This is a genomic window from Streptococcus oralis (assembly GCF_001075675.1).
In the GTDB taxonomy this organism is placed as follows: Bacteria; Bacillota; Bacilli; order Lactobacillales; family Streptococcaceae; genus Streptococcus; species Streptococcus oralis_V.
In genome coordinates this window covers 1-25,353 of record NZ_JUNW01000003.1, presented here as the reverse complement: position 1 = coordinate 25,353, position 25,353 = coordinate 1, and the positions used below count along the sequence as shown (strand labels likewise).

Sequence of the window (25,353 nt, the reverse complement as noted above, 5' to 3'; positions counted from 1 at the left end):
AATGGAACATCTTGGAAAGGTATTTCGTGAATTTCGAACAAGTGGGAAGTACTCCTTAAAAGAGGCAGCAGGTGAATCATGTTCAACCTCTCAATTATCTCGCTTCGAGCTTGGGGAGTCTGATCTAGCAGTTTCTCGGTTCTTTGAGATTTTGGACAATATTCATGTGACTATTGAAAATTTCATGGACAAGGCTAGGGATTTTCAAAATCATGAACATGTTGCCTTGATGGCACAGATTATTCCGCTTTACTACTCAAATAATATTGCAGGTTTTCAAAAGCTTCAAAGAGAACAACTTGAAAAAGCTAAGAGTTCGACCAATCCCCTCTATTTTGAGCTGAATTGGATTCTGCTACAAGGACTGATTTGTCAAAGAGATGCTCGTTACAGGATGAGGCAGAGTGATTTGGAAAAGGTAGCAGATTATCTTTTTCAAACAGAAGAATGGACTATGTATGAGTTGATTCTTTTCGGAAATCTCTATACTTTCTACAATGTGGACTATGTAGCTCGGATTGGCAGAGAAGTCATGGAGCGGGAAGACTACTACAAGGAAATTGGTCGGCATCGTAAACTCGTTTTGATTTTATCTCTTAACTGTTACCAGCATTGTTTGGAAAACCGTTCCTTTGCGGATGCGGACTATTTTGAGGGCTATGTGGAGAAGTTGATTGGAAATAGTATCAAGCTTTATGAGCGCAATATCTTCCATTATCTCAAAGGTTTTGCCCAATACCAGAGAGACTTGAAAGAAGAAGGATGTAGTCAGATGCAGGAAGCTATGCATATTTTTGATGTGCTTGGACTTCCAGAGCAAGTGGCTTACTATCAGGAACATTATGAAAAATTTGTTAATGCTTAAATTTCCCAAATAAGGGAAAAATAAAGAGACTCCTTTCAGTTTTGATACAATAGTTTCAAAATTTGAGAGGAGTCTTTTATATGAATCGACATGCAATCCAGTTGATTAGTCGTGGTGCTATTAATAAAATTGGAAATATGCTCTATGATTATGGAAACAGTGTTTGGTTGGCATCAATGGGAACCATAGGGCAGACTGTTCTTGGGATTTATCAGATTTCTGAACTCGTCACATCGATTCTGGTCAATCCCTTTGGTGGAGTGATTTCAGACCGCTTTTCGCGTCGCAAAATTTTGATGACGACGGACTTGATTTGTGGTATTCTCTGTTTAGCTATTTCTTTCATCAGAAATGATAGCTTGATGATTGCTGCTCTGATCTTCGCAAATATTGTTCAGGCAGTTGCCTTTGCATTTTCTCGTACAGCCAACAAAGCCATTATAACTGAGGTTGTAGAGAAAGACGAGATAGTGACCTATAACTCTCGCTTGGAGTTAGTTTTACAGGTTGTAGGAGTCAGTTCTCCGGTGCTTTCTTTTCTCGTTTTACAATTTACCAGTCTCCATATGACTCTTGTTTTAGATGCCATTAGTTTTTTCATCGCATTTACCTTAGTAGCTTTTCTCCCCAAAAAAGAGACTCAGGAACAAGTGAAAAGGACCTTCAGTTGGAAAAATCTTTTTTCTGATATGAAAGAAGGGATTCGCTATATTTGGTGCCAGCAAGAGATCTTTTTCCTTTTGGTAGTAGCTTCCAGTGTTAATTTCTTTTTTGCAGCTTTTGAATTTCTCCTCCCTTTTTCAGAACGGCTTTACGGGGTAGAAGGAGCTTATGCAACTATTTTGACTATGGGCGCTATTGGTTCGATTATCGGAGCTCTTCTAGCTAACAAAATAAAGGAAGGTGTTTATAATCTTTTGATTCTATTGGCCTTGACTGGAGTTGGAGTATTTATGATGGGATTACCACTGCCAACTTTTCTTTCCTTTTCTGGAAATTTAGTTTGTGAACTGTTTATGACGATATTTAATATTCACTTTTTTACTCAGGTTCAAACCAAGGTTGAGGGGGAATACTTGGGAAGAGTACTAAGCACCATTTTTACCTTAGCCATCCTATTTATGCCGATTGCAAAAGGCTTTATGACGGTGCTACCAAGTGTCCATATCTCTTCTTTTCTGATAATTGGAAGCGGGGTTATTGTCCTGTCTTGTCTATCCCTCGTTTATGTGCGAAGTCATTTTGAAAAAGAGTTATAATTTCTCTTTTTTAGAAAATATTACACTACAAACCATTTTTCAGTCCTTCTCTATTGTGAGGAGGGCTTGCTTTGTGGTAAAATGGGATTATGAATGAAAGAATGAATGAGTTAGTTGCCTTACTTAACCGCTATGCGACCGAGTACTATACGAGTGACAATCCCTCGGTTTCAGATAGTGAGTATGATCGCCTCTACCGAGAGTTGGTCGAGTTGGAAGCTGCCTATCCAGATCAAGTTTTAGCAGACAGTCCAACCCATCGTGTTGGTGGTAAGGTTTTAGATGGTTTTGAAAAATACAGTCATCAGTATCCTCTTTATAGTTTGCAGGATGCTTTTTCACGTGAAGAGTTAGAAGCTTTTGATGCGCGTGTTCGAAAAGAATTGCCCCAACCGACCTATATTTGTGAGCTGAAAATCGATGGTTTGTCTATCTCGCTTACGTATGAAAAGGGAATTTTGGTAGTCGGTGCGACACGTGGGGATGGTTCTGTTGGTGAGAATATCACTGAAAACCTCAAACGCGTCAAGGATATTCCTTTGACCTTGCCAGAAGAACTTGATATCACTGTTCGTGGAGAGTGTTACATGCCACGCGCTTCATTTGACCAGGTCAACCAAGCTCGTCAAGAAAATGGAGAGCCTGAATTTGCCAATCCTCGTAATGCGGCAGCGGGAACTTTGCGTCAGTTGGATACAGCAGTAGTGGCCAAGCGTAATCTTGCGACTTTCCTCTATCAAGAAGCCAGCCCTTCTACTCGTGATAGCCAAGAAAAGGTCTTGGAGCACCTTGAACAGCTTGGCTTTGTGGTTAATCCGAAACGAATTCTAGCTAAAAGTATTGATGAGATATGGGATTTTATCCAAGAAGTAGGACAAGAACGGGAGAAACTGCCTTACGATATCGATGGAGTGGTAATCAAGGTCAATGACCTTGCAGGTCAAGAAGAACTCGGTTTTACCGTTAAAGCACCTAAGTGGGCAGTCGCCTATAAATTTCCCGCTGAAGAAAAAGAAGCCCAGCTCCTTTCAGTTGACTGGACGGTAGGCCGTACGGGTGTTGTGACTCCGACTGCAAATCTAACACCTGTTCAGCTTGCTGGGACAACTGTTAGCCGTGCAACACTGCACAATGTAGATTATATTGCTGAAAAGGATATCCGCAAAGATGATACGGTTATCGTTTATAAGGCTGGAGATATCATCCCTGCTGTTTTGCGTGTGGTAGAGTCCAAGCGTGTTTCTGAAGAAAAACTAGATATTCCGACTAACTGTCCAAGTTGTGATAGCCAGTTGCTTCACTTTGAAGATGAAGTGGCTCTTCGTTGTATCAATCCACGCTGTCCTGCCCAAATCATGGAAGGTTTGATTCACTTTGCTTCTCGAGACGCCATGAATATTACAGGGCTTGGTCCATCTATCGTTGAAAAGCTTTTTGCTGCTAATCTGGTTAAGGATGTGGCAGATATTTACCGTTTGAAAGAAGATGATTTCCTCCTTTTAGAAGGTGTCAAGGAAAAGTCTGCTTCTAAACTGTATCAGGCTATTCAAGCATCCAAGGAAAACTCTGCTGAAAAGCTCTTGTTTGGTCTGGGAATTCGCCATGTCGGAAGCAAGGCTAGCCAACTCTTGCTCCAACATTTCCACTCTATTGAAAATCTAGCCCAAGCTGATCCTGAGCAAGTAGCAAGTATCGAGAGCTTGGGTAGTGTGATTGCTCAAAGTCTTCAGACTTATTTTGCTACAGAAGGATCAAAGATTCTCTTAGACGAGTTGAAAGAAGCTGGAGTCAATCTGGACTACAAAGGACAGACAGTAGTAGCAGATGCGGCCTTGTCAGGTTTGACCGTTGTATTAACTGGTAAATTGGAACGCCTCACACGTTCAGAAGCCAAAAGTAAACTCGAAAGCCTCGGTGCCAAGGTCACAGGCAGTGTATCTAAGAAAACGAATCTTGTCGTAGCAGGAGCAGATGCAGGAAGCAAGCTCCAAAAAGCGCAAGAACTTGGTATCGAAGTTAGAGATGAAGCTTGGCTAGAAAGTTTGTAAAGAATAGTTGAAAACTAGATGTTAGATAGTCTGGAACTATCTCTCCTGATGTGTTTTTATATCTATTAATGCTATTCTCTATTGTGCTGAAATTCCCGTTAAATTCTTCAGCATGACTTAAAAATTAAAATTAGGAATTAGGAAAAGAAATGTATAGATACCCTGTAGTCATCCATTTTCACCGAAAAAATGGGGATTATGCCGCTTGTTCATTCAGTAGAAAACAGGCAGATGTTAAAGAAAATTTGTATTATGAAAATGACTATTTTGGAGTAAAATTCTCCTTTACAGTCACAAGTGCAGAAAGGCTCGATACTTTGACCTTTTCTGTTGAAATAGATGGAAAGACAAAAGACTATCTCCTACGGTTTAACTATTATCCACTGTTGACTGAGGTTTGGATCTTAGATGGTGAAGAGACGGTTTATTATTCTGAAAATCCTGCCATTGCAAGTCCTTACTATAAAGATCGAAATCCCTTTGCTTTTGATAAAGCCTTTCACAGTGAAAGCTTTGATCATCATTGGGGATACCAAGGAGAGTTAGGTTATAGTATTTCAGACTACCAGACAAGCTTTAAACTTTGGGCTCCAACAGCTACAGCAGTCCAAGTGGTCGTTTATGAAAATACAAGTAACGACGCGCCGATTTGGAAAACCTTTAATCTAAAGCGTGGGAATAGCTATTCATATAGTCATAAGTACAATACCATTGGTGTTTGGAGTGTAGACCTGGATGAAAATCTTGCTGGCAAGGCTTATCAGTATCAGATTGAATTCCCTCATCACAAGAGTTTGACAAGAGATCCTTATACAATTGCAACAAGTCCTGACGGAAAACGTTCTGTTATTCTCTCACACAAAGAGAGACAAGTAGAAGGATTCGAAGTCAAACATGGGACAGATGCTCCTTGGCGTTTGGAAAACCCATGTAAAGCCGTTATCTGCGAGATGCACATTCGTGATTTTACAAAATCGCCGACATCTGGAGTTCCAGAGAATCTTCGAGGAACCTTCCTTGGGGCTGCCCAGACTGGAACGGTTAACCAGTATGGTCAAGCAACAGCCTTTGACTATATCAAAGAACTCGGCTGTAATTATGTTCAGCTCCAACCAATCTTTGATCGTCATAAGGAATACGACGTGGAAGGAAATGTAACCTATAACTGGGGTTATGACCCTCAAAACTACAATGCGCCAGAACCAAGTTTCTCTAGTAATACAGATGATCCTGGACAGGTTATTCGAGACCTCAAGACCATGATTCAGGCATATCATGATGCGGGAATCGGTGTCATTATGGATGTCGTTTACAACCATACCTTTTCAACGGTCGATGCACCTTTCCAAACAACTGTTCCTGATTATTACTATCGTATGAATCCAGATGGAACCTTCCAAAACGGAACAGGTGTTGGAAATGAAACCGCAAGCGAACACGAAATGTACCGCAAGTATATGATTGACTCACTCCTTTATTGGGTGAAAGAATACAATATTGACGGTTTCCGTTTCGACTTGATGGGAATTCATGATGTCAAAACCATGCAGGCGATTCGTTGGGCACTTGATGAAGTTGATCCACGTATTATCACTTACGGAGAAGGTTGGGATATGGGGACTGGTCTTGCACCTTATGACAAGGCCAAGAAGGACAATGCCTACCAGATGCCAAATATTGGATTCTTCAACGATGATCAGCGTGATGCCATCAAAGGAGGAGAAGTTTATGGCTCAATCAAGGCAGGATTTGTTAGCGGTGCAGCTACAGAACCAATTGTAGCCAAAGCTATTCTTGGTAGCCGAGAGTTGGGCTCATATCTTAGTCCAAACCAAGTTCTTAACTATGTGGAGGCCCATGATAATTACAATTTGCATGATTTGTTAGTAACCCTTCATCCAGATCACAGTTCAGATAAGATTATGCGTCAGGTTGAGACTGCAACAGCGATGAGCATTCTCATGCAAGGGATGTCCTTTATAGAGCTGGGGCAAGAATTTGGTCGTACCAAACTCTTTGCTACTGGAGAAAATGGCGAGCTGACTGCGGCAGATAGAGAACGGGCCATGAACAGCTACAATGCTCCAGATAGTGTCAACCAGGTCAACTGGGATTTAATCAATGAGAGACAAGAAAGCATTGACTTTATTCGCCAGATTATTCGCGTAAAAACACAAACACGTGCTTTCTCTTATCCTACATACGAAGAAGTTTATCGTCATGTCTTCGTCCATACAGCTGCTGAAAATAGTGGATGGATTGTTTACGAAATTCACGGTGGAGCAGAGCACTTATTGGTGGTATTCAATGCTAAGGGAACTTCCTTCTACTTTGAAAATGCGGGAAATCTTGAAATGCTGGTGTCTAATAGTCGTTCTAAAGAGTCTAATGTGATTGATGATATCAGCGTTGCGGTCTTGAAGGTACTTTCATAGTAAATACCACAAAAAGGTTTAGATAATCTAGACCTTTTTTTGATTTTTATTGAAAAACCAATATCTAATAGGAATAAATTTCAAATAATTTGAAGAATCAAGTTTGTGAAAAAAATATCAATATTTTCCAAAAAGGGGTTGTAATTTTCTGAAAATTTGATAAAATAAGTTTTAATCATTTTCAGGAGGAAGAGAATTTGACAAATTATCAGAATTTAGTGAATGGAAAATGGAAATCATCAGAGAATGAAATTGCCATCTATTCTCCCATCAATCAAGAAAAGCTGGGTACAGTACCTGCTATGAGTCAGGTTGAAGTAGATGAGGCTATGAAAGCAGCGCGTGCAGCTCTCCCAGCATGGCGTGATTTAGCACCCGTTGAGCGTGCAGCATATTTGCATAAGACAGCAGACATTTTGGAACGTGATAAAGAAAAAATTGGTACGATTCTTGCCAAAGAGGTTGCAAAAGGGATTAAAGCAGCCATTGGAGAAGTAGTACGTACAGCAGAATTGATTCGTTTTGCTGCTGAGGAAGGTCTCCGTATCACTGGACAAGCAATGGAAGGTGGCGGTTTTGAAGCTGCAAGTAAAAATAAACTAGCTGTTGTCCGTCGTGAGCCAGTTGGGGTCGTCCTAGCTATTGCACCATTTAACTATCCAGTCAACCTTTCTGGATCTAAGATTGCTCCAGCTTTGATTGCAGGAAATGTCGTTATGTTTAAACCACCAACACAAGGATCTATTTCTGGTCTTTTGTTGGCTAAAGCATTTGACGAAGCAGGAATCCCAGCAGGTGTCTTTAACACCATCACTGGACGTGGTTCTGAGATCGGAGACTACATCATCGAACACAAGGAAGTGAACTTCATTAACTTTACAGGTTCAACACCGATTGGGGAGCGTATTGGTCGTTTAGCTGGTATGCGCCCAATTATGCTTGAACTTGGTGGAAAAGATGCAGCAATTGTCTTAGAAGATGCAGATTTAGAAAATGCAGCTAAGCAAATCGTAGGTGGAGCTTTTAGCTACTCTGGTCAGCGTTGTACTGCCATCAAACGTGTTTTGGTTGTGGAAAACGTAGCAGACAGATTGGCAGAATTGCTCCAAGCTGAAGTTGCTAAGCTAACAGTAGGCAATCCATTTGACAATGCAGATATCACGCCAGTTATTGATAATGCTTCAGCTGATTTCATCTGGGGATTGATTGAAGATGCTCAGGAAAAAGGAGCCAAAGCGCTCAGCCCAATCAAACGTGAGAATAATCTCATTTGGCCAGGACTTTTTGATTATGTCACAAGAGATATGAAATTAGCCTGGGAAGAACCATTTGGACCTGTTCTTCCAATTATTCGAGTTTCAGATGCTAATGAAGCGGTAGAAATTGCTAATGAATCAGAATTCGGTCTTCAATCTTCAGTCTTTACAAATGACTTTAAGAAGGCATTTGAAATTGCTGAAAAACTTGAAGTGGGTACCGTTCATATTAATAATAAAACACAACGTGGACCAGATAATTTCCCTTTCCTTGGTGTAAAAGGTTCTGGTGCAGGAGTGCAAGGAATTAAATATAGTATCGAAGCGATGACAAATGTTAAATCCATTGTTTTTGATGTGAGATAATTTATAAAATTAGGAAAATAACTTCCTGATTTTATTTTTTTCAAAATAATACAGTAGAAAATTGATAAAAAACGAATATTCTGGTATTATAATAAAAAAATATATGGAAATTGTTTCGTGTTCTATTTTCTGGATATCTTTTTTAAAATGCTAGGTAATTTTTTGAAGGCTTTCATAAAAAAATATGATTTCCTTCGTAAATTACTTGAAAGTTATCTTAAAAGAGTGTATAATAGAATTATAGAAAACGCTTACAAAAGAAAGGGGATTGAATGAATAATCAAGAAGCATTAAGAACCTTTACTACAGGTGAGAACTTTCACCTCCAGCATTATTTAGGAGCGCATAGAGAGGAGAAAAACGGAGAAATAGGCTATACCTTTAGGGTTTGGGCCCCAAATGCACAAGCAGTTCATCTAGTTGGTGATTTTACCGATTGGGTTGAGAATCAGATTCCAATGGTTAGAAACGAGGCAGGTGTTTGGGAAGTCTTTACGAGTCAAGCTCAGGAAGGTCAGATTTATAAATATCATATCACGCGTGCAAATGGTCACCAGATTATGAAGATTGATCCTTTGGCAGTTTATTTTGAAGCTAGACCGGGTACAGGGGCAGTTCTGACCAATATCCGTGAAAAGAAATGGAAAGATGGCCTTTGGCTAGCACGTCGCAAACGTCTGGGATTTTTTGAGAGACCAGTTAATATATACGAGGCTCATGCAGGTTCTTGGAAGAGAAATCCAGACGGTAGTCCCTATACGTTTTCGCAACTGAAAGACGAGTTGATTCCATACTTAGTTGAGATGAACTATACACATATTGAGTTCATGCCTTTAATGGCTCACCCACTTGGATTGAGCTGGGGCTATCAACTTATGGGTTACTTTGCTTTTGAACATTCCTATGGTACACCTGAGGAATTCCAAGATTTCGTTGAAGAGTGTCATATAAATAACATTGGTGTTATCGTAGACTGGGTTCCAGGTCATTTCACTATTAATGATGATGCCTTGGCATATTATGACGGCACACCAACTTTTGAATACCAAGACCACAACAAGGCTCATAACTACGGTTGGGGTGCACTGAATTTTGACCTCGGGAAAAATGAGGTCCAGTCTTTCCTGATTTCAAGTATTAAATTTTGGATTGATTTTTACCACTTAGATGGTATTCGGGTCGATGCAGTGAGCAATATGCTGTATCTAGATTATGATAACGCTCCTTGGACTCCAAACAAAGACGGTGGAAACCTTAACTACGAGGGTTATTATTTCCTTAAACGGTTAAACACAGTGATTAAGTTAGCTCATCCAGACATCATGATGATTGCAGAAGAAAGTTCATCAGCGACAAAGATTACTGGTATGAAAGAAATGGGTGGCCTTGGCTTTGACTATAAATGGAATATGGGCTGGATGAACGACATTCTCCGTTTCTACGAGGAAGATCCGATTTATCGCAAGTATGACTTTAATCTGGTGACTTTCAGCTTTATGTATGTTTTCAATGAAAACTATCTCCTACCTTTCTCACATGATGAAGTGGTTCATGGCAAGAAGAGTATGATGCACAAGATGTGGGGCGATCGCTACAATCAGTTCGCTGGTCTGCGCAATCTCTACACCTATCAAATTTGTCATCCAGGTAAGAAACTATTGTTCATGGGTAGTGAGTACGGGCAATTCCTCGAATGGAAGTCTGAGGAGCAGTTGGAATGGTCTAATCTAGAAGATCCGATGAATGCCAAAATGAAGCATTTCACTTCACAACTGAATCAATTCTATAAAGAGCATCGTTGTCTGTGGGAAATTGATACTAGTTATGATGGTATAGAGATTATCGATGCTGATAATAGAGATCAGAGTGTCCTTTCCTTTATTCGTAAGGGCAAGAAGGACGAAATGTTAGTCTGTGTCTTTAACATGGCACCAGTTGAACGTAAGGACTTTACGATTGGTTTACCTGTTGCAGGTATTTACGAAGAAGTTTGGAATACAGAATTAGAAGAATGGGGAGGTGTGTGGAAAGAGCACAATCAAACAGTTCAGACTCAAGAAGGCTTATGGAAAGATTATGAGCAGACTTTGACCTTTACCTTGCCTGCCATGGGAGCAAGCATCTGGAAGATCAAGCGACGTTTGAAACCAGCTAAGAAAAAAGAATAATGGGCTGTTGATTACAATTTTTTAGATTTTAAAAAACGGATGTACTTGTATTGGACTTGAAACACAAGAGAAATGGATTTCCTATTATTTTTATAAAAAGTTCGACTTCCGACCTTCTTTCGATTTTAACGTTCACATGACTTTATAAAGGAGTAGAAAATGAAGAATGAAATGCTAGCTTTGATCCTTGCGGGTGGGCAAGGAACACGTCTCGGAAAACTCACTCAAAGCATTGCCAAACCGGCAGTGCAATTCGGTGGGCGCTACCGTATCATTGACTTTGCTCTTTCCAACTGTGCAAACTCTGGAATCCATAATGTTGGTGTGATTACGCAATACCAACCTCTTGCTTTGAATAACCATATCGGAAATGGTTCTAGCTGGGGATTGGATGGTATCAATTCAGGTGTCTCTATTTTACAACCTTATTCAGCCAGCGAAGGAAACCGTTGGTTTGAAGGGACTAGTCACGCTATCTACCAAAACATTGACTACATCGACAGTGTTAATCCTGAGTATGTTTTGATTCTTTCTGGTGACCACATCTACAAGATGGACTACGATGATATGCTTCAGTCCCATAAGGATAACAATGCCAGTTTGACAGTAGCTGTCCTAGACGTACCTCTCAAAGAAGCTAGCCGTTTCGGTATCATGAATACAGATGCCAATAACCGTATCGTTGAATTCGAAGAAAAACCTGCGCAACCTAAGTCTACAAAGGCTTCGATGGGGATTTATATTTTTGACTGGAAACGACTTCGCAATATGCTTGTTGCTGCTGAAAAGAGCAATGTGGATATGTCAGACTTTGGGAAGAACGTTATCCCTAACTATCTCGAGTCTGGTGAAAGTGTCTATGCTTATGAATTTAATGGCTACTGGAAAGATGTTGGTACGATTGAGTCACTTTGGGAAGCTAATATGGAGTACATTTCGCCAGAAAATGCCTTGGATAGCCGCAATCGTCAGTGGAAAATTTACTCTAGAAACTTGATTTCACCACCAAACTACTTTGGTGCGCATGCACACGTTGAAGATTCATTGGTCGTGGATGGCTGTTTTGTAGATGGAACTGTAAAACGTTCGATTCTTTCAACAGAAGCACAAGTACGTGAAGGCGCTGAGGTCGTTGATTCTGTCATCATGAGCGGAGCTATTATTGGCCATGGCGCAAAGATTACTCGTGCTATCATTGGTGAGGGTGCCATTATTGCTGACGGCGTAGAGATTGATGGAACGGATGAAGTACAAGTAGTAGGATACAATGAAGTAGTGGGGGTAGCAACAGATGAAGATTGATAAATATTCAGCAATTTTAGGAAACACAGTTGGTTTTCATGATATGTCAACGTTAACAGAACACCGTCCGGTAGCTAGCTTGCCTTTCGGTGGGAAATACCGTTTGATTGACTTCCCCCTTTCCAGTCTTGCAAATGCAGGTGTTCGTAGTATCTTTGGTATTTTCCAACAAGATAATATCAGCTCAGTTTTCGACCATATTCGTTCAGGTCGTGAGTGGGGCTTGTCAACCCTTCTAAGTCACTACTATCTAGGAATTTACAATACTCGTGTTGAAAGCAGTACAGTTGGAAAAGAGTATTACCAACAGCTTCTCACCTACTTGAGACGTTCAGGTTCAAACCAAACCGTTTCGATTAACTGCGATGTTCTGGTGAATATTGATTTGAATCAAGTCTTTCACCTGCACAATACAACAAAAGGTCCGATTACAGTTGTATATAAGAAACTTCCTAAGAAAGACATTTCTGATGTGAATGCTATCTTGGAAATTGATGAAACTGACCATGTTCGTTCGCACAAACTCTTTGATAATAAATCTACAGATGAACTCTTCAACATGTCTACAGATATCTTTGTTGTGGATACTCCTTGGTTGATTGAACGACTTGAAGAAGAAGCTCAGAAAGAATATCCTGAAAAGTTACGCTATGTTCTTCGCGATTTAGCTGTAAAAGAAGGAGCTTTTGCTTACGAATACACAGGCTACTTAGCAAACATTCATTCTGTTCAGTCCTATTATCAAGCAAATATTGATATGCTTGAATCTAAAAAATTCTACTCTCTTTTCTCACCAAATCAAAAGATTTATACCAAAGTTAAGAATGAAGAACCAACCTACTATGCGAATACTTCAAAAGTAAGTACTTCTCAGTTTGCTTCTGGTAGTATCATTGAGGGTGAAGTAGTTCAGTCAGTCCTATCTCGTAACATTTATGTTCACAAAGATAGTGTGGTGAAGGACAGCATTCTATTCCCTCGAGTTGTGATTGGTCAAGGTGCCCGAGTTGAATATGCTATCTTGGACAAGGGCGTTGAAGTTGCGGACGGTGTTGTCATTCGAGGCACAGCAGAACATCCAGTTGTAGTTAAGAAGGGTGAAACAGTAACAGAGGACATTTATTTATGAAAATTTTACTTGTAGCGGCAGAAGGAGCACCCTTTTCAAAAACAGGTGGTTTGGGCGATGTCATTGGCGCACTTCCCAAATCACTTGTAAAAGCGGGGCACGAAGTTGCAGTTTTCTTGCCTTATTATGATATGGTAGAAGCTAAGTTCGGTGACCAGATAGAGGATGTTCTCCACTTTGAAGTTAGTGTAGGATGGCGTAGACAGTACTGTGGTATTAAAAAAACGGTCTGGAATGGGGTTACTTTCTACTTCATTGATAATCAGTATTATTTCTTCCGTGGCCATGTGTACGGTGATTTTGACGACGGTGAACGCTTCGCCTTTTTCCAACTGGCTGCTCTTGAGGCCATGGAGCGCATCGGCTTTATCCCTGACCTTCTCCATGTCCATGATTACCACACAGCCATGATTCCCTTCTTGTTAAAAGAAAAGTACCATTGGATTCAGGCATATCAAGGAATTAGAACCGTTTTAACCATTCACAATTTGGAATTCCAAGGTCAATTTTCTGAAGGAATGTTATGGGATTTGTTCGGTGTTGGCTTTGAACGCTATGCTGATGGAACCCTTCGCTGGAATGATTGTCTTAACTGGATGAAAGCAGGTATTCTCTACGCGGATCGTGTCTCAACCGTTTCCCCTAGCTATGCACATGAGATTATGACCAGTCAGTTTGGTTGCGGTTTGGACCAGATTCTTCGCATGGAGTCAGGTAAGGTTTCAGGGATTGTCAATGGTATTGACGCAGATCTCTATAATCCTCAAACAGACCCACTTTTAGATTATCATTTTGATAAAGAAGATTTGTCTGGAAAAGCTCAAAACAAAGCAAAATTGCAAGAGAGAGTTGGATTGCCTGTGAGAGCAGATGTTCCACTAGTTGGGATTGTCTCTCGTTTGACCCGCCAAAAAGGTTTTGATGTTGTTGTAGAAAGCTTGCATCGTTTCTTACAAGAGGACGTACAAATCGTTCTTTTAGGAACAGGTGACCCGGCTTTTGAACATTCCTTCTCTTGGTTTGCACAAGTCTATCCAGACAAGCTATCAGCAAATATCACTTTTGACGTCAAGCTCGCTCAAGAAATCTACGCAGCTTGTGATCTCTTCCTCATGCCCAGTCGTTTTGAGCCATGTGGCTTGTCTCAAATGATGGCGATGCGCTATGGAACTCTACCATTGATTCATGAAGTGGGTGGTTTGCGTGACACTGTTCAATCCTTCAATCCGATAGAAGGAACTGGAACTGGATTTAGCTTTGATAATTTAACACCTTACTGGCTTAACTGGAGTTTCCAAACAGCCTTGGATGTTTATAAGTACCAGCCGGAAGTTTGGAGAAATCTACAAAAACAAGCTATGGAATGTGATTTCTCATGGGATACAGCCTGCAAATCTTACCTGGACTTGTACCATAGTTTAGTCAACTAATAGATAAAATCGTATGATTCTTTCATACGATTTTTGGGCTGTTTAGAAAGGAAAGTTTATGTCTCAAGTAATGGGGCTCTGTGTTATGGACGTTGACGGAACCCTGATAGCAGAAGAGGTGATTGATCTTTTAGGAAGAGAAGCAGGTTGCGAAGAAGAAATATCGCAGATTACAAGCCAGACAATGCGAGGTGAACTGGACTTTGAAACAAGCTTACGAGTGAGAGTGGCTTTGTTAAAAGGTCTTCCGGTTTCGGTCTTTGATACTGTCTTCAAATCCATCCATCTGTCCAAGAATGCTCAAGAATTTATCTCCATACTTCAAAAGAAGGGCATTCTAGTCGGTCTAGTTTCTGGTGGATTCGTACCAATAGTTGAGAGATTAGCAAAATCCCTTGGTATCTCCTATTTCTCTGCCAACCAGTTAGAAGTCAAAGACGGTTTTTTAAAAGGTCGACTAGTTGGTGAAATTGTGACAGGTCAAGTAAAACAAGATACTCTTGAGAAATGGAAAAAAGAACTGAAACTTCCCAAAGAAAGAACGATTGCCATCGGTGATGGTGCCAATGACCTCTTGATGTTAAAGTCAGCAGGATGTGGTATTGCATTTTGTGCCAAAGAGGTCGTAAAAACAGAGATAGCTTGTCATGTAGATACGAGGGATTTTTTGGAAGTTCTACCTTTGATTGATTTCTTAGAATGAGAGGGAACTATGAAAATTGTAATTGCACCCGATTCTTTTAAAGAGAGTTTGACGGCAGAAGAGGTTGCACAAGCTATAAAAAGGGGATTCCAAAAATCGATAGCAGATGTAGAATGTCTGCTTTGCCCTGTAGGTGATGGTGGGGAAGGAACCCTAGATGCTATTCGACATTCTCTTGAACTCGAAGAAAAATGGCAAGAGGTTACGGGACCTTTTGGCCAAAAAGAATCAATGCGCTACTTTCAAAAAGGCCAAACAGCGCTCTTTGAAGTTGCTGACTTGGTTGGTCTTGGAAAGATTCCGCGGGAGAAACGAAATCCCCTTCACATCCAAACCAAAGGTATCGGAGAGTTGATTCGCCATCTCATTGATCTTGGAATGAAAGAAATCTATATTGGTGTAGGTGGTACGGCAAGTAATGATGGTGGAATTGGCATTGCAGCTGCTTTGGGTTATCGTTTTTATGATAAGAATGGAAAGGAATTGCCAGCTTGCGGTCAGACTTTGCTTGAGTTCGAGTTAGTTTCAAATAGCAAGTTGTATAGGATACCTGAAGATGTGAAAATCCGTATTTTAGCAGATGTCGTGAGCCCTTTATGTGGTCATCAAGGGGCAACCTATACATTTGGAAAACAAAAGGGCTTGGATCCTGCTTTGTTTGAGACAGTAGATTTGGCTATACAGCGGTTCTATGAAAAATTTTCACCATCAACCCTGTCTCTGAAGGGAGCGGGAGCTGGTGGTGGGATTGCTGCTGGACTCTGTGCCTTTGCTGAGGCCACTATCGTATCTGGGATTGATACTTGCTTGGATTTGATTGGCTTTGACAGGAAGGTTGCAGGTGCTGACTTAGTTATCGTTGGAGAAGGTAGACTGGACAGTCAAAGCTTTGTTGGAAAAGCTCCTATCGGTGTAGCAAAAAGAACTCCTGAAGGAGTTCCAGTTATCGCTATTTGTGGTAGTCTTGCTGACGATTTGATTCCCCTACCATTCGAAAATATACAAGCAGCCTTTTCTATTTTAGAGAAAAGTGAACCTTTGGAAGAGAGTCTGAAAAATGCAAGACTCTATTTGGAGCACACAGCTACTAATATTGGTCGTTTGTTAAATTTGAGAAATCATTAATCAAACCATTTTTTCCAGATAGATTTTTTAGGAGCCTCAGCCTTTTTCTCCTCCCAGAGGCTTGAGAAAGCAAGTCTAAGGTCCTTTTCGTCTACTTGAACAGGTTCATTTGTATGAATGACAAGACCAAAAGGAGAGGTGATATGATCGTCTGAAACAATAGTCGCCTGGCAGTTGTTTTCCTTTGCTTGTCTTAAGTATAAGACCTGTTTGTCAAACTCGATATTTGGTGAGATCTTCACAAAAAGTATCTCTACCTTTTCTTGAAAACTTTCTAAAATAGAGAAAAATCCATGTTCTAATTCAGAACTATTGGCAGTACTTATATCTGCGTAGCCAAGAACTCTTTCCTCGAAAGTGCCGAGATAGCGGCGTTGTTCGTCAGGGTTTAATTTCGGCCCTCCATGAGCTTTTTCTAGTAGTTGTTTTGATAAATCTGTCATAGTTTGATTTTACCATAATTCAAGTTGAATTCCAAAATAAAATCTCCTTCAAAATATGAAAGAGATAAGATGATCTAGTTATTTTTCTTTACGTAATCTACAATGTCTGCAACCTTTTTATCAAGATCAGCAAATACAGTGAAATTTTTAGAAATCAAGTATTTATTAAGTTCTTCTTTGCTTGAACCTGTTTCAGAACTCCCATCTGCATTATTAATTAAATATGAACCATTTGCATAGAGGATGACATTGTCATCAGAAGGAAGTTGAATGGTATAAGAGCCACCACTATCTTTTGAGACAAAACTACCGTCAGTACCATGGTACTGATAGGTCTTGTCGTTGTCAAGATAAATAATTGATGAACCGTCTTCTTGTAAAAATGTAAAATCTTTACCGTTTGTCCCAATTACACTACCATCAGTATAAGTAATAGTTGAAGTACCATCACTGTTCTTCTCTACAACTTTACTACTATTATTATTAGCACAGGAAGTAAGTAAAATAACTGATATAAATAAAGCAATTAATAAGAATTTCTTCTTCATTATTAGTCTCCGTAATATTTTTCTTATAGTATAGTATCAAATTTAACTCAATTTTTAAAGTGAATAAAGTATTTGATATGGAATTGTAAAATACTAACACTTGTGACATATATTTTAAATTACTTGTAAAATTAAAGGTAGAACTTGTTTAATCGACATAAATGAATTATTATTTTGATTAATATTAATAAAGGTTATAACGATTTCATATTCAAACAAGTTGATAATTTTAAGTGGATAAATAGGAAATTGTGAAAGCGATTACTTTATAAAGTTAAGGAAAATTTGCACAAAGATAACGTTTTTTCTTGAAAAACGCTTATTTTTAAGGTATCATAGAGGTGTAAAAAATTTAACTCAAAGGAGAGTAAAAAATGTCAATTATTACTGATGTTTACGCTCGCGAAGTCCTAGACTCACGCGGTAACCCAACACTTGAAGTAGAAGTTTATACTGAATCAGGTGCTTTCGGACGTGGTATGGTTCCATCAGGAGCTTCTACTGGTGAACACGAAGCAGTTGAACTTCGCGACGGTGACAAATCTCGTTACGGTGGTCTTGGTACACAAAAAGCTGTTGACAACGTAAATAACATCATCGCCGAAGCTATCATCGGCTACGATGTACGTGACCAACAAGCTATTGACCGTGCTATGATCGCACTTGACGGTACTCCTAACAAAGGTAAATTGGGTGCAAACGCAATTCTTGGTGTGTCTATCGCTGTAGCTCGTGCTGCTGCTGACTACCTTGAAATCCCACTTTACAGCTACCTTGGTGGATTCAACACTAAAGTTCTTCCAACTCCAATGATGAACATCATCAACGGTGGTTCTCACTCTGATGCTCCAATCGCTTTCCAAGAATTCATGATCGTACCTGCTGGTGCACCATCATTCAAAGAAGCTCTTCGTTGGGGTGCTGAAATCTTCCACGCTCTTAAGAAAATCCTTAAATCTCGTGGTTTGGAAACAGCCGTAGGTGACGAAGGTGGATTCGCTCCTCGTTTCGAAGGAACTGAAGACGGTGTTGAAACTATCCTTGCTGCGATCGAAGCTGCTGGATATGTTCCTGGTAAAGACGTATTTATCGGATTTGACTGTGCTTCATCAGAATTCTACGATAAAGAACGTAAAGTTTACGACTACACTAAATTCGAAGGTGAAGGAGCTGCTGTACGTACTGCTGCAGAACAAATCGACTACCTTGAAGAATTGGTAAACAAATACCCAATCATCACTATCGAAGATGGTATGGACGAAAACGACTGGGACGGTTGGAAAGCTCTTACTGAACGTCTTGGTGGTAAAGTTCAATTGGTTGGTGATGACTTCTTCGTAACAAACACTTCTTACCTTGAAAAAGGTATTGCAGAAGGTGCTGCTAACTCAATCCTTATCAAAGTTAACCAAATCGGTACTCTTACTGAAACATTCGACGCTATCGAAATGGCGAAAGAAGCTGGTTACACTGCTGTTGTATCACACCGTTCAGGTGAAACTGAAGATTCAACAATTGCTGACATCGCAGTTGCAACAAACGCAGGACAAATCAAGACTGGTTCACTTTCACGTACAGACCGTATCGCTAAATACAACCAATTGCTTCGTATCGAAGACCAACTTGGTGAAGTAGCTGAATACCGTGGATTGAAATCATTCTACAACTTGAAAAAATAATCTCTTTATGCGATTAGAGACTGTAAAGTCTATAAAAAAAGCACTTTGGGGCTCTTCCCCTTAGTGCTTTTTTGACTGGTGCTTGTCATCGTATATTATTTGTTAATCAGTCGCCAGCCTATAGCAATCTGAATAAATGGTTTGAAACTTATTCAGATTTGTATTTTAGCATTATTCCATTACCTAATATGGGAGTGTATCATGAGTTGGTAGATATCTAGTTGATTATATGATATAATGAACCAAAGTACAATGAGTAGTATATAGGAATTGCGCCTTGATTGAGGAGATTCCGGTTCGAATCCGGGCTATTGTGCCAGCATCTAGGAAACTAGGTGCTTTTTGTTTCTATCAATTAAGTAGCTACTCCATTTCTGAATTTAAAAAATAACACTATGAAAAGTGCTATTTCCCTTGCCTGCTGAACCCGTCAATTTTATTACCTTTTTTGTTACCTCTTAAAAAAACCCTACTTGTTTGTACCTTCTCACTTTTACTAGATTAGACAAAATAAGCTCTATAAAATTGTGCATTTTTTTGGTAATTCATTATAGGTAGATAACTTAAAAAAATTATCGTTGATTTAACAACGTTTCTAGCCCCTCGGATTTTTTCCGAAGGGCTTTTTTTTCTGTTCAGGGGGCAAAAAGGGGGCAGTGTTTATGGTATAATAGACTAAAAACTTGTATTAGGAAGAAATTATGTCTAAAGAGATTGATATTGAGTATTACCATCAATTAGCACTGCAAAAGCAAAAAGAGCATCGAAAAGTCTTAGCCAATCTAAAGAAAAAACCTCCTAAAAACTTAGATAAGATAGCCCAGCAAATTCACCAAGATGTTTTTTCTGAGATTGATTGCACTGCCTGTGCTAACTGTTGTAAGACCTTGGGACCTGACTTCAAGGAAGCAGATATTACTCGTATTGCCAAGTATTTCAAGATGAAATTACCAGCCTTTGAAGCAGAGTTTCTCCAGGTGGACGAAGACGGTGACAAGGTTTTTAAATCCATGCCCTGTCCCTTTCTAGGTGGAGACAATCTCTGCTCTATCTATGATGTTCGTCCAAAGGCTTGTCGTGAATTTCCCCATACAGATCGTAAAAAGATCCATCAAATCAACCATTTGACGATTAAGAATACCTTGACCTGCCCAGCAGCTTATCTCTTTGTTGAGAAATTAAAGGATAAGTTATAGAAATATGCCCCTTTAAATCTTGTACAAATGTTCTAGGGCGGAAGTATCTGATATCTGATAAACTATAAATAGAATTGAACACGGTCTAAAAGCTGTGTAACAAAGGTAAAATTTCTTTGGAGCAAGGCGTTCTCCCTCAATTGTTCTATTTCGATTTTGCTTTTAAGGACTTTTGTATCTTGAGGAGGTAAGAAGAAACGAATATGATGCATCAATTCAACCAAACCATGGATTATTTGGAGGAGCAGCTGACTGGAGAAGTGGATATGAAAAGATTTCAGCAGCTATCAGGCTATTCTTATCCTCTTTTTAGCAGAATCTTTTCCATCATGGCTGATATGACCTTGGCAGAATATTTGCGCAATCGCAGGCTGTCAGAAGCAGTGACAGACTTGCGGGGAAGTACTGAGAAAGTCATTGATATAGCACTGAAATACGGCTATGAGTCTGCGGATGCCTTCAGCTCAGCCTTTAAGAAATTCCATGGTGCAACCCCCTCAGAAGTTCGAAATGGAAAATCTTATCGGGTCTTTCCTAGACTTCAATTATCCTTAAAGATTACAGGAGGAAAGAACATGGATATCAAGATTCAAAAGAAAGCCGCTTTTACTGTAGCGGGAGTCCTATTGGAAGCAATTGACAATAGCCAGTGTCCGTCTGCATGGGAGCAGCTCTATGCCAATCACAGCTTAGAAAGCCTAGAAAGTCTGGGTAGTGGCCAATCCTTTGGTGTCTGCTCGGATGTCAAAGAAGGCGAAATTATCAACTATATAGCTGCCTATGGTGTGACGGATAAAGCTAAAGCAGAAGAACTGGGTCTATCAATCAAAGAAATCGCAGAAGCTGAATATGCTATCGTACCAGTCAAAGGCCCAATACCAGAAAGCATCCATCATGCTTGGAAATATGTTCTAGAGATTTTTTTCCCAGAAACTGGTTATCGCCATTCAGGAGCCCCAGACTTTGAAGTTTATTTCGAAGGAGATATGTCGTCACCAGACTATCAAATGGAACTCTGGATACCAGTGATCAAGGGCTAGATCATTTTCTGATTTTTTATAAAGATGCAAACCGAACTCTGTAGAAAGAATCTCTACAGAGTTTTTAATTGTTGACATTCATGACTATAAATCACAAATACCCATATTTTTTGTTTGGATTTTATTGGGCATGCGAATAGTTTTCTCGGTATAATAGTCCCATAGAAGATAAGGAGGCAGGGATATGCAGATGTATTTTGGAGATGTGTCACTTTGCTATAGTTATTCATTGGCAATGGCACTGGATGCCTATGGTTATGACTTTAAAGCAGAGTTTTTAGAGGCAATCATGGTAATGGGCAATGGAGCTAGTATCGTAAAGGAAGATGAACAACACCCTCTAGTATTCTTTGATAATGGTATGCCAGATCTTTCTATCTCTCATTCTTTAAAAATACTAGGGTTTGACTATGAGGATTTCTATCTAAAAGATGGAGCTGAAGTAGATTTAGAAGAGATTAAAGGAAAGTTGGAAACCTTTCTGTCCAATGGACCTGTCGTACTGGGACCTCTTGATATGGGGCATCTGACCTACAATCCCAATCACACAATCCTTTATGGTGTGGATCACTTCGTAACCGTGTATGACATTGATAATCAGTACCTCTATTTGCATGATCCAGCTGGTTTTGCCTGTATGAAGGTTGCTTTTAATGACATTTTAGAAGCTTGGAAGGCAGAGGCTATTGACTATAAGCGTGGAGCTTATTCCATGTGGGGAAATTTTAAGAAGATCAAGAGTCCTAGTCAGACTGAAATCTATCAGGAAACAGCAAGGATTATGAAGAATCGATATTTGAATGGCCAAAACGGTGTTTTGGAATGCTATGCAAAAGCAGTTGCTGAAAACGGCTTAAATACCGAGCAAAAACAATTGCATCAGTATTTCAGCTTTAAACTTGCAGCTGTTCGAAATCTCTATCTCAGTAAATTCTTAAAAGATCATGATTCCGAAGGAGCAAGATTAAAAGAGAAATTAGCTGTTTTATTTGGCCAAGCCCACCTTTCATGTTTAAAAGAAGATTACCAAGAACTGTCCCACTTTCTCTATCAGATAGCAGAAGTGGATGGTCGCTTTAGAGATTTATATGTAAAGTAGTGACTATAAGCATAAAAAATAGTTCGTAAAAGCAGTTTTTCGTAAAATGAAGAACTGCTTTTTGATTATGGTATAATGAAGTAAGATAATAGCTTATTCTAGTTGAAAATGAAGGGAGAACTCCTATGCCTAGACCAAAAACAAAAGAGGAATTAGTGCTAGCCTCTAAGGAAAATTATGAGAAGCTCAATCTCCTCATTTCTCAGTTAAGTGAAGAGGAACTACAGACTCCTTTTGATTTTTCAAAAGACCAAAAGAAAAAAGAAGCTCACTGGAAAAGAGATAAAAATCTACGGGATGTCCTGATCCATCTCTATGAATGGCATCAGTTACTTTTGACTTGGGTAGATTCTAATCAAAAGGGTCATGAAAGACCTTTTCTCCCTGAACCTTATAATTGGAAAACTTATAGGGAAATGAATGTCGCTTTTTGGAAGAAGCATCAGAGAACGTCCTTAGAAGAAGCGACCAAACTCCTCAATCAATCACATAAAGAGGTTTTAGAGTTGATGGAAGACTTCAGCAATGACGAATTGTTCACAAAAGGTGTCTATAAGTGGACGGGAGGGACAAGTCTAGGTTCCTACTTTGTCAGTAGTACCTCCAGTCACTATGATTGGGCTCTGAAAAAACTCAAAGCTCATCAGAAAAATTGTAAGTCATACTAGTTAAAGTGAGTATGAAGTTTAGAAAAAGGTCTTCTAAGCTTCGAATAGCTTCATTCTCGTGATTTTTGAGCTATTCTAGCTTTAGAATCCTTCTAAAATTAAAATTTAGGTTTGTCATAAACTTAGAATAGCACCAAAACATTTATATCAATGCAATTCTAAGTTTAGAATTGCATTGATATTAAAGGAATTGAGCTGTTCGATGCTTAGAATGCCTTTGTTCTGAGAAATGTTGACTAGAAAATGATTCGAATAGCTTTTTTTCTGATATAGGATGATAGATAGATGGGTGAGATGATGAGCATACAAAAAGAGAAAGTAAAAAAAGAGTTGCTATCCCTCTGTTTGGGAGAGCTTGCAGCCGCTCTATCCTTTTGGTTGTGTTTTTTCCTTTTGAAAAATAGGCTTGGTGATTGGATGAGTCTAGCAACTATTCTCTATCCTCTGTCTTTACTGACATTTATTTTGCTTCAAGGTTCAATCTATTGGGCGATTTTGATTAGAAGACTCTCGAAACCTCAGTTCGGAAGCGCTAGTGTCCCCAAACTATATGGTGGTTTCAGAATACTAGGCCTTGTTTTACTTATTTTAGGCTTTCCTTTTATTGTCTGGAATACACAGAGTTTCCAAGTGGCTATTATAGCCACACTGATACAACTTTTTGCCCTAATCGAATGGGTTAATTATTTCCTCGTACGCCTATCTTATAGTTTGAACCCACTTGTTTTATGGAAAAGAATTGCCAAGGGAAAACTTGAGAAAAGCAGAATAGCCAAGGAGTTGGGGTAGGGGAGAATGAATGTATGTTTTAGATACTATCAATATAAAACTTTAGTTGACGTTAAATAATATTAAAAATGAGTAGGAGAATATCTATGTCTGTAGGGTTAATGGTTGGTTATAATTGGTGGACTATAGGAGAAGGGAGTCTTTTTAATTCATTCTTTTCGACTATTTATGTTCGATTAGAGAATAATGAGTGGGGAAGTAGATACCCAGTAATAATGAATAAGCTTTACTGGGGAAATGTTCCTTTTGAATCTGTCGAAAGAGGAATAGCTGAGTTGGTATCTATCCAAGAGGAGTTGAAAAAGTTTCTACCTCAGGATGCTATATGAGATTTTGAAGACTTGTCACTCACTCCTCCTTGGGGAAATAATATTGCAGAGCACATAACAAATTTATCGCATTATTTCATAACGAGTTCCGGAAAAGATTTATTCGAAGTTTTGCTGACTAGTTTTAGATTTGCACTTGAGCACGGTCAAAATGTGAGTGTAAAAAGTATTTGAAACTCAATAAATCAAAGATTCATTTATGCTATAATATTCTTAATGAATTTTCAGAAAGGAAAACTTCAAATTGCCCTACAAATTTCTACTCTTCGACCTTGACCACACCTTGCTTGATTTTGATGCTGCTGAGGATGTGGCTTTGACGCAACTTCTAAAAGAAGAAGGAGTTGCGGATATTCAAGTCTATAAAGAATACTACGTTCCTATGAACAAGGCTCTCTGGAAGGACTTGGAGCAAAAGAAAATCAGTAAACAAGAACTGGTTAACACGCGCTTTTCTCGTTTATTTGCTCATTTTGGACAGGAAAAAGACGGTAGGTTACTTGCCCAGCGTTACCAGTTTTTTCTAGCCCGGCAAGGACAAACACTTTCGGGTGCTCATGAACTCTTGGACAGCCTCATCGAACGTGATTATGATTTGTACGCTGCGACAAATGGCATTACTGCTATTCAGACAGGTCGTTTGGCTGAATCAGGTCTTGCTCCCTATTTCAACCAAGTCTTTATCTCTGAGCAGTTGCAAACACAAAAGCCTGATGCATTATTCTATGAAAAAATCGGTCAGCAGATTGCTGGATTTGATAAAGAAATGACACTGATGATTGGAGATTCCTTAACTGCCGACATTCAAGGTGGCAATAATGCTGGTATTGATACTATCTGGTACAATCCCCATCATCTGGAAAATAAGACGCAAGCCCAGCCGACTTATGAAGTTCATTCTTACCAAGAATTGCTGGATTGTTTAGATACAAATACTCTTAAAAAGATAACATTTTAAAGGAGACGCTCTAATGACTAAAAAAAATGCCAATATTACTATCGAAGAGTACATTAAAATTTCTGAAGTTGATTTTAATGAAGCTGTGAATTATGAATTTATATCTGACAATTGTCGATTAGCAAATAGTATTTATCAATCTCTTTTTAAGTTTTATGATAAGAAAAATTTCTCTGGCGATTTAATTTTTACTTGGAAATCTCCATCATTAGTCAAAGAAGGGGATTATATTGGGAGAAGGGATTCACAAGTAGATAATCTTAGAGTAATTGGCAATATATTTCCGAATTATATTACTGATCGAAAATATAGCCTCAATATGAATCGTAATAGCTGTATGGGAGATTTTCCTCATGACTTTTTTGATATATACCTAGATCATGTAGCGAAGTATGCTTACGAACAAAAAGTTAATAATATTAAAGAGTATTATCCTTTAAAAAGAGCGATTTTACACCAAGAGAATGTATTGTATTTTCAAAAGTTTTCTAATTTTGACGACTTTTTAGAAAAAAATT

Annotated in this window: 21 protein-coding genes and 1 pseudogene; 20 read left to right on the top strand and 2 right to left on the bottom strand. The window is 39.2% G+C overall.

Annotated elements, in window-relative coordinates:
• Position 1: 1 nt before the first annotated feature.
• From ADM50_RS00220 to ADM50_RS00170, 11 genes are all read left to right on the top strand, one after another.
• On the top strand, positions 2 to 865 hold the full coding sequence (locus tag ADM50_RS00220) for an Rgg family transcriptional regulator (RefSeq protein WP_049484113.1): 864 nt from the start codon (positions 2 to 4) through the stop codon (positions 863 to 865).
• Between the two features lie 80 nt (positions 866 to 945).
• A complete protein-coding gene (locus ADM50_RS00215) occupies positions 946 to 2,124 on the top strand; it encodes an MFS transporter (RefSeq protein ID WP_049484112.1) in 1,179 nt (392 codons plus the stop codon).
• Between the two features lie 89 nt (positions 2,125 to 2,213).
• Positions 2,214 to 4,172, top strand: coding sequence for an NAD-dependent DNA ligase LigA (gene ligA, locus ADM50_RS00210; RefSeq protein WP_049484111.1), 1,959 nt, complete (start codon positions 2,214 to 2,216; stop codon positions 4,170 to 4,172).
• A gap of 149 nt (positions 4,173 to 4,321) precedes the next feature.
• Complete coding sequence (pulA, locus tag ADM50_RS00205) at positions 4,322 to 6,607, top strand: type I pullulanase (protein WP_049484110.1); 2,286 nt, start codon at positions 4,322 to 4,324, stop codon at positions 6,605 to 6,607.
• Positions 6,608 to 6,804: 197 nt separating this feature from the next.
• Positions 6,805 to 8,229 (top strand): NADP-dependent glyceraldehyde-3-phosphate dehydrogenase, encoded by a 1,425-nt coding sequence (locus ADM50_RS00200; RefSeq protein ID WP_049484109.1) that lies wholly within the window; start codon positions 6,805 to 6,807, stop codon positions 8,227 to 8,229.
• Between the two features lie 272 nt (positions 8,230 to 8,501).
• Positions 8,502 to 10,397: a 1,4-alpha-glucan branching protein GlgB gene (glgB, locus tag ADM50_RS00195; RefSeq protein ID WP_049484108.1), complete on the top strand. Its 1,896-nt coding sequence runs from the start codon at positions 8,502 to 8,504 to the stop codon at positions 10,395 to 10,397.
• 159 nt (positions 10,398 to 10,556) lie between these two features.
• A complete protein-coding gene (locus ADM50_RS00190; RefSeq protein ID WP_000787250.1) occupies positions 10,557 to 11,699 on the top strand; it encodes a glucose-1-phosphate adenylyltransferase in 1,143 nt (380 codons plus the stop codon).
• Positions 11,689 to 12,828 (top strand): glucose-1-phosphate adenylyltransferase subunit GlgD, encoded by a 1,140-nt coding sequence (gene glgD, locus ADM50_RS00185; protein ID WP_049484107.1) that lies wholly within the window; start codon positions 11,689 to 11,691, stop codon positions 12,826 to 12,828. Before ADM50_RS00190 ends, glgD begins: the two co-directional genes overlap by 11 nt.
• Positions 12,825 to 14,258, top strand: coding sequence for a glycogen synthase GlgA (gene glgA, locus ADM50_RS00180; RefSeq protein WP_049484106.1), 1,434 nt, complete (start codon positions 12,825 to 12,827; stop codon positions 14,256 to 14,258). Before glgD ends, glgA begins: the two co-directional genes overlap by 4 nt.
• Positions 14,259 to 14,316: 58 nt before the next feature.
• Positions 14,317 to 14,961, top strand: coding sequence for a phosphoserine phosphatase SerB (gene serB, locus ADM50_RS00175; RefSeq protein ID WP_049484105.1), 645 nt, complete (start codon positions 14,317 to 14,319; stop codon positions 14,959 to 14,961).
• A gap of 9 nt (positions 14,962 to 14,970) precedes the next feature.
• A complete protein-coding gene (locus tag ADM50_RS00170) occupies positions 14,971 to 16,086 on the top strand; it encodes a glycerate kinase (RefSeq protein ID WP_049484104.1) in 1,116 nt (371 codons plus the stop codon).
• Here the strand turns inward: ADM50_RS00170 and ADM50_RS00165 are convergent.
• Positions 16,083 to 16,529 (bottom strand): DUF1694 domain-containing protein, encoded by a 447-nt coding sequence (locus ADM50_RS00165; protein ID WP_049484103.1) that lies wholly within the window; start codon positions 16,527 to 16,529, stop codon positions 16,083 to 16,085. The two genes, ADM50_RS00170 and ADM50_RS00165, sit on opposite strands and share 4 nt — an antisense overlap.
• Before the next feature lie 74 nt (positions 16,530 to 16,603).
• Entirely contained in the window at positions 16,604 to 17,077 is a 474-nt protein-coding gene (locus tag ADM50_RS00160; RefSeq protein ID WP_049484102.1) for a hypothetical protein, read from the bottom strand.
• Positions 17,078 to 17,451: 374 nt separating this feature from the next.
• On the opposite strand from ADM50_RS00160, the gene eno reads away from it, so the two are divergent.
• The 9 genes and pseudogenes from eno to ADM50_RS00115 all read left to right on the top strand — a co-directional run.
• Positions 17,452 to 18,756 (top strand): surface-displayed alpha-enolase, encoded by a 1,305-nt coding sequence (gene eno / locus ADM50_RS00155; protein WP_000022821.1) that lies wholly within the window; start codon positions 17,452 to 17,454, stop codon positions 18,754 to 18,756.
• A gap of 701 nt (positions 18,757 to 19,457) precedes the next feature.
• Positions 19,458 to 19,952: a YkgJ family cysteine cluster protein gene (locus ADM50_RS00150; protein WP_049484101.1), complete on the top strand. Its 495-nt coding sequence runs from the start codon at positions 19,458 to 19,460 to the stop codon at positions 19,950 to 19,952.
• A gap of 203 nt (positions 19,953 to 20,155) precedes the next feature.
• Complete coding sequence (locus tag ADM50_RS00145; protein WP_049484100.1) at positions 20,156 to 20,992, top strand: AraC family transcriptional regulator; 837 nt, start codon at positions 20,156 to 20,158, stop codon at positions 20,990 to 20,992.
• A gap of 184 nt (positions 20,993 to 21,176) precedes the next feature.
• A complete protein-coding gene (locus ADM50_RS00140) occupies positions 21,177 to 22,091 on the top strand; it encodes a cysteine peptidase family C39 domain-containing protein (RefSeq protein ID WP_049484099.1) in 915 nt (304 codons plus the stop codon).
• Positions 22,092 to 22,216: 125 nt separating this feature from the next.
• Positions 22,217 to 22,759, top strand: coding sequence for a ClbS/DfsB family four-helix bundle protein (locus ADM50_RS00135; protein WP_049484098.1), 543 nt, complete (start codon positions 22,217 to 22,219; stop codon positions 22,757 to 22,759).
• Between the two features lie 285 nt (positions 22,760 to 23,044).
• The gene (locus ADM50_RS00130) at positions 23,045 to 23,548 is read left to right on the top strand and encodes a hypothetical protein (RefSeq protein ID WP_049484097.1); all 504 of its coding nucleotides are present in this window, start codon (positions 23,045 to 23,047) and stop codon (positions 23,546 to 23,548) included.
• A 68-nt stretch (positions 23,549 to 23,616) separates the two neighbouring features.
• Positions 23,617 to 24,051: pseudogene (locus tag ADM50_RS00125) on the top strand (Imm70 family immunity protein).
• Between the two features lie 70 nt (positions 24,052 to 24,121).
• A complete protein-coding gene (gene pynA / locus ADM50_RS00120; protein WP_049484096.1) occupies positions 24,122 to 24,835 on the top strand; it encodes a pyrimidine 5'-nucleotidase PynA in 714 nt (237 codons plus the stop codon).
• 13 nt (positions 24,836 to 24,848) lie between these two features.
• A partial coding sequence (locus ADM50_RS00115) for a hypothetical protein (RefSeq protein ID WP_049484095.1) occupies positions 24,849 to 25,353 on the top strand: 505 nt, incomplete at its 3' end.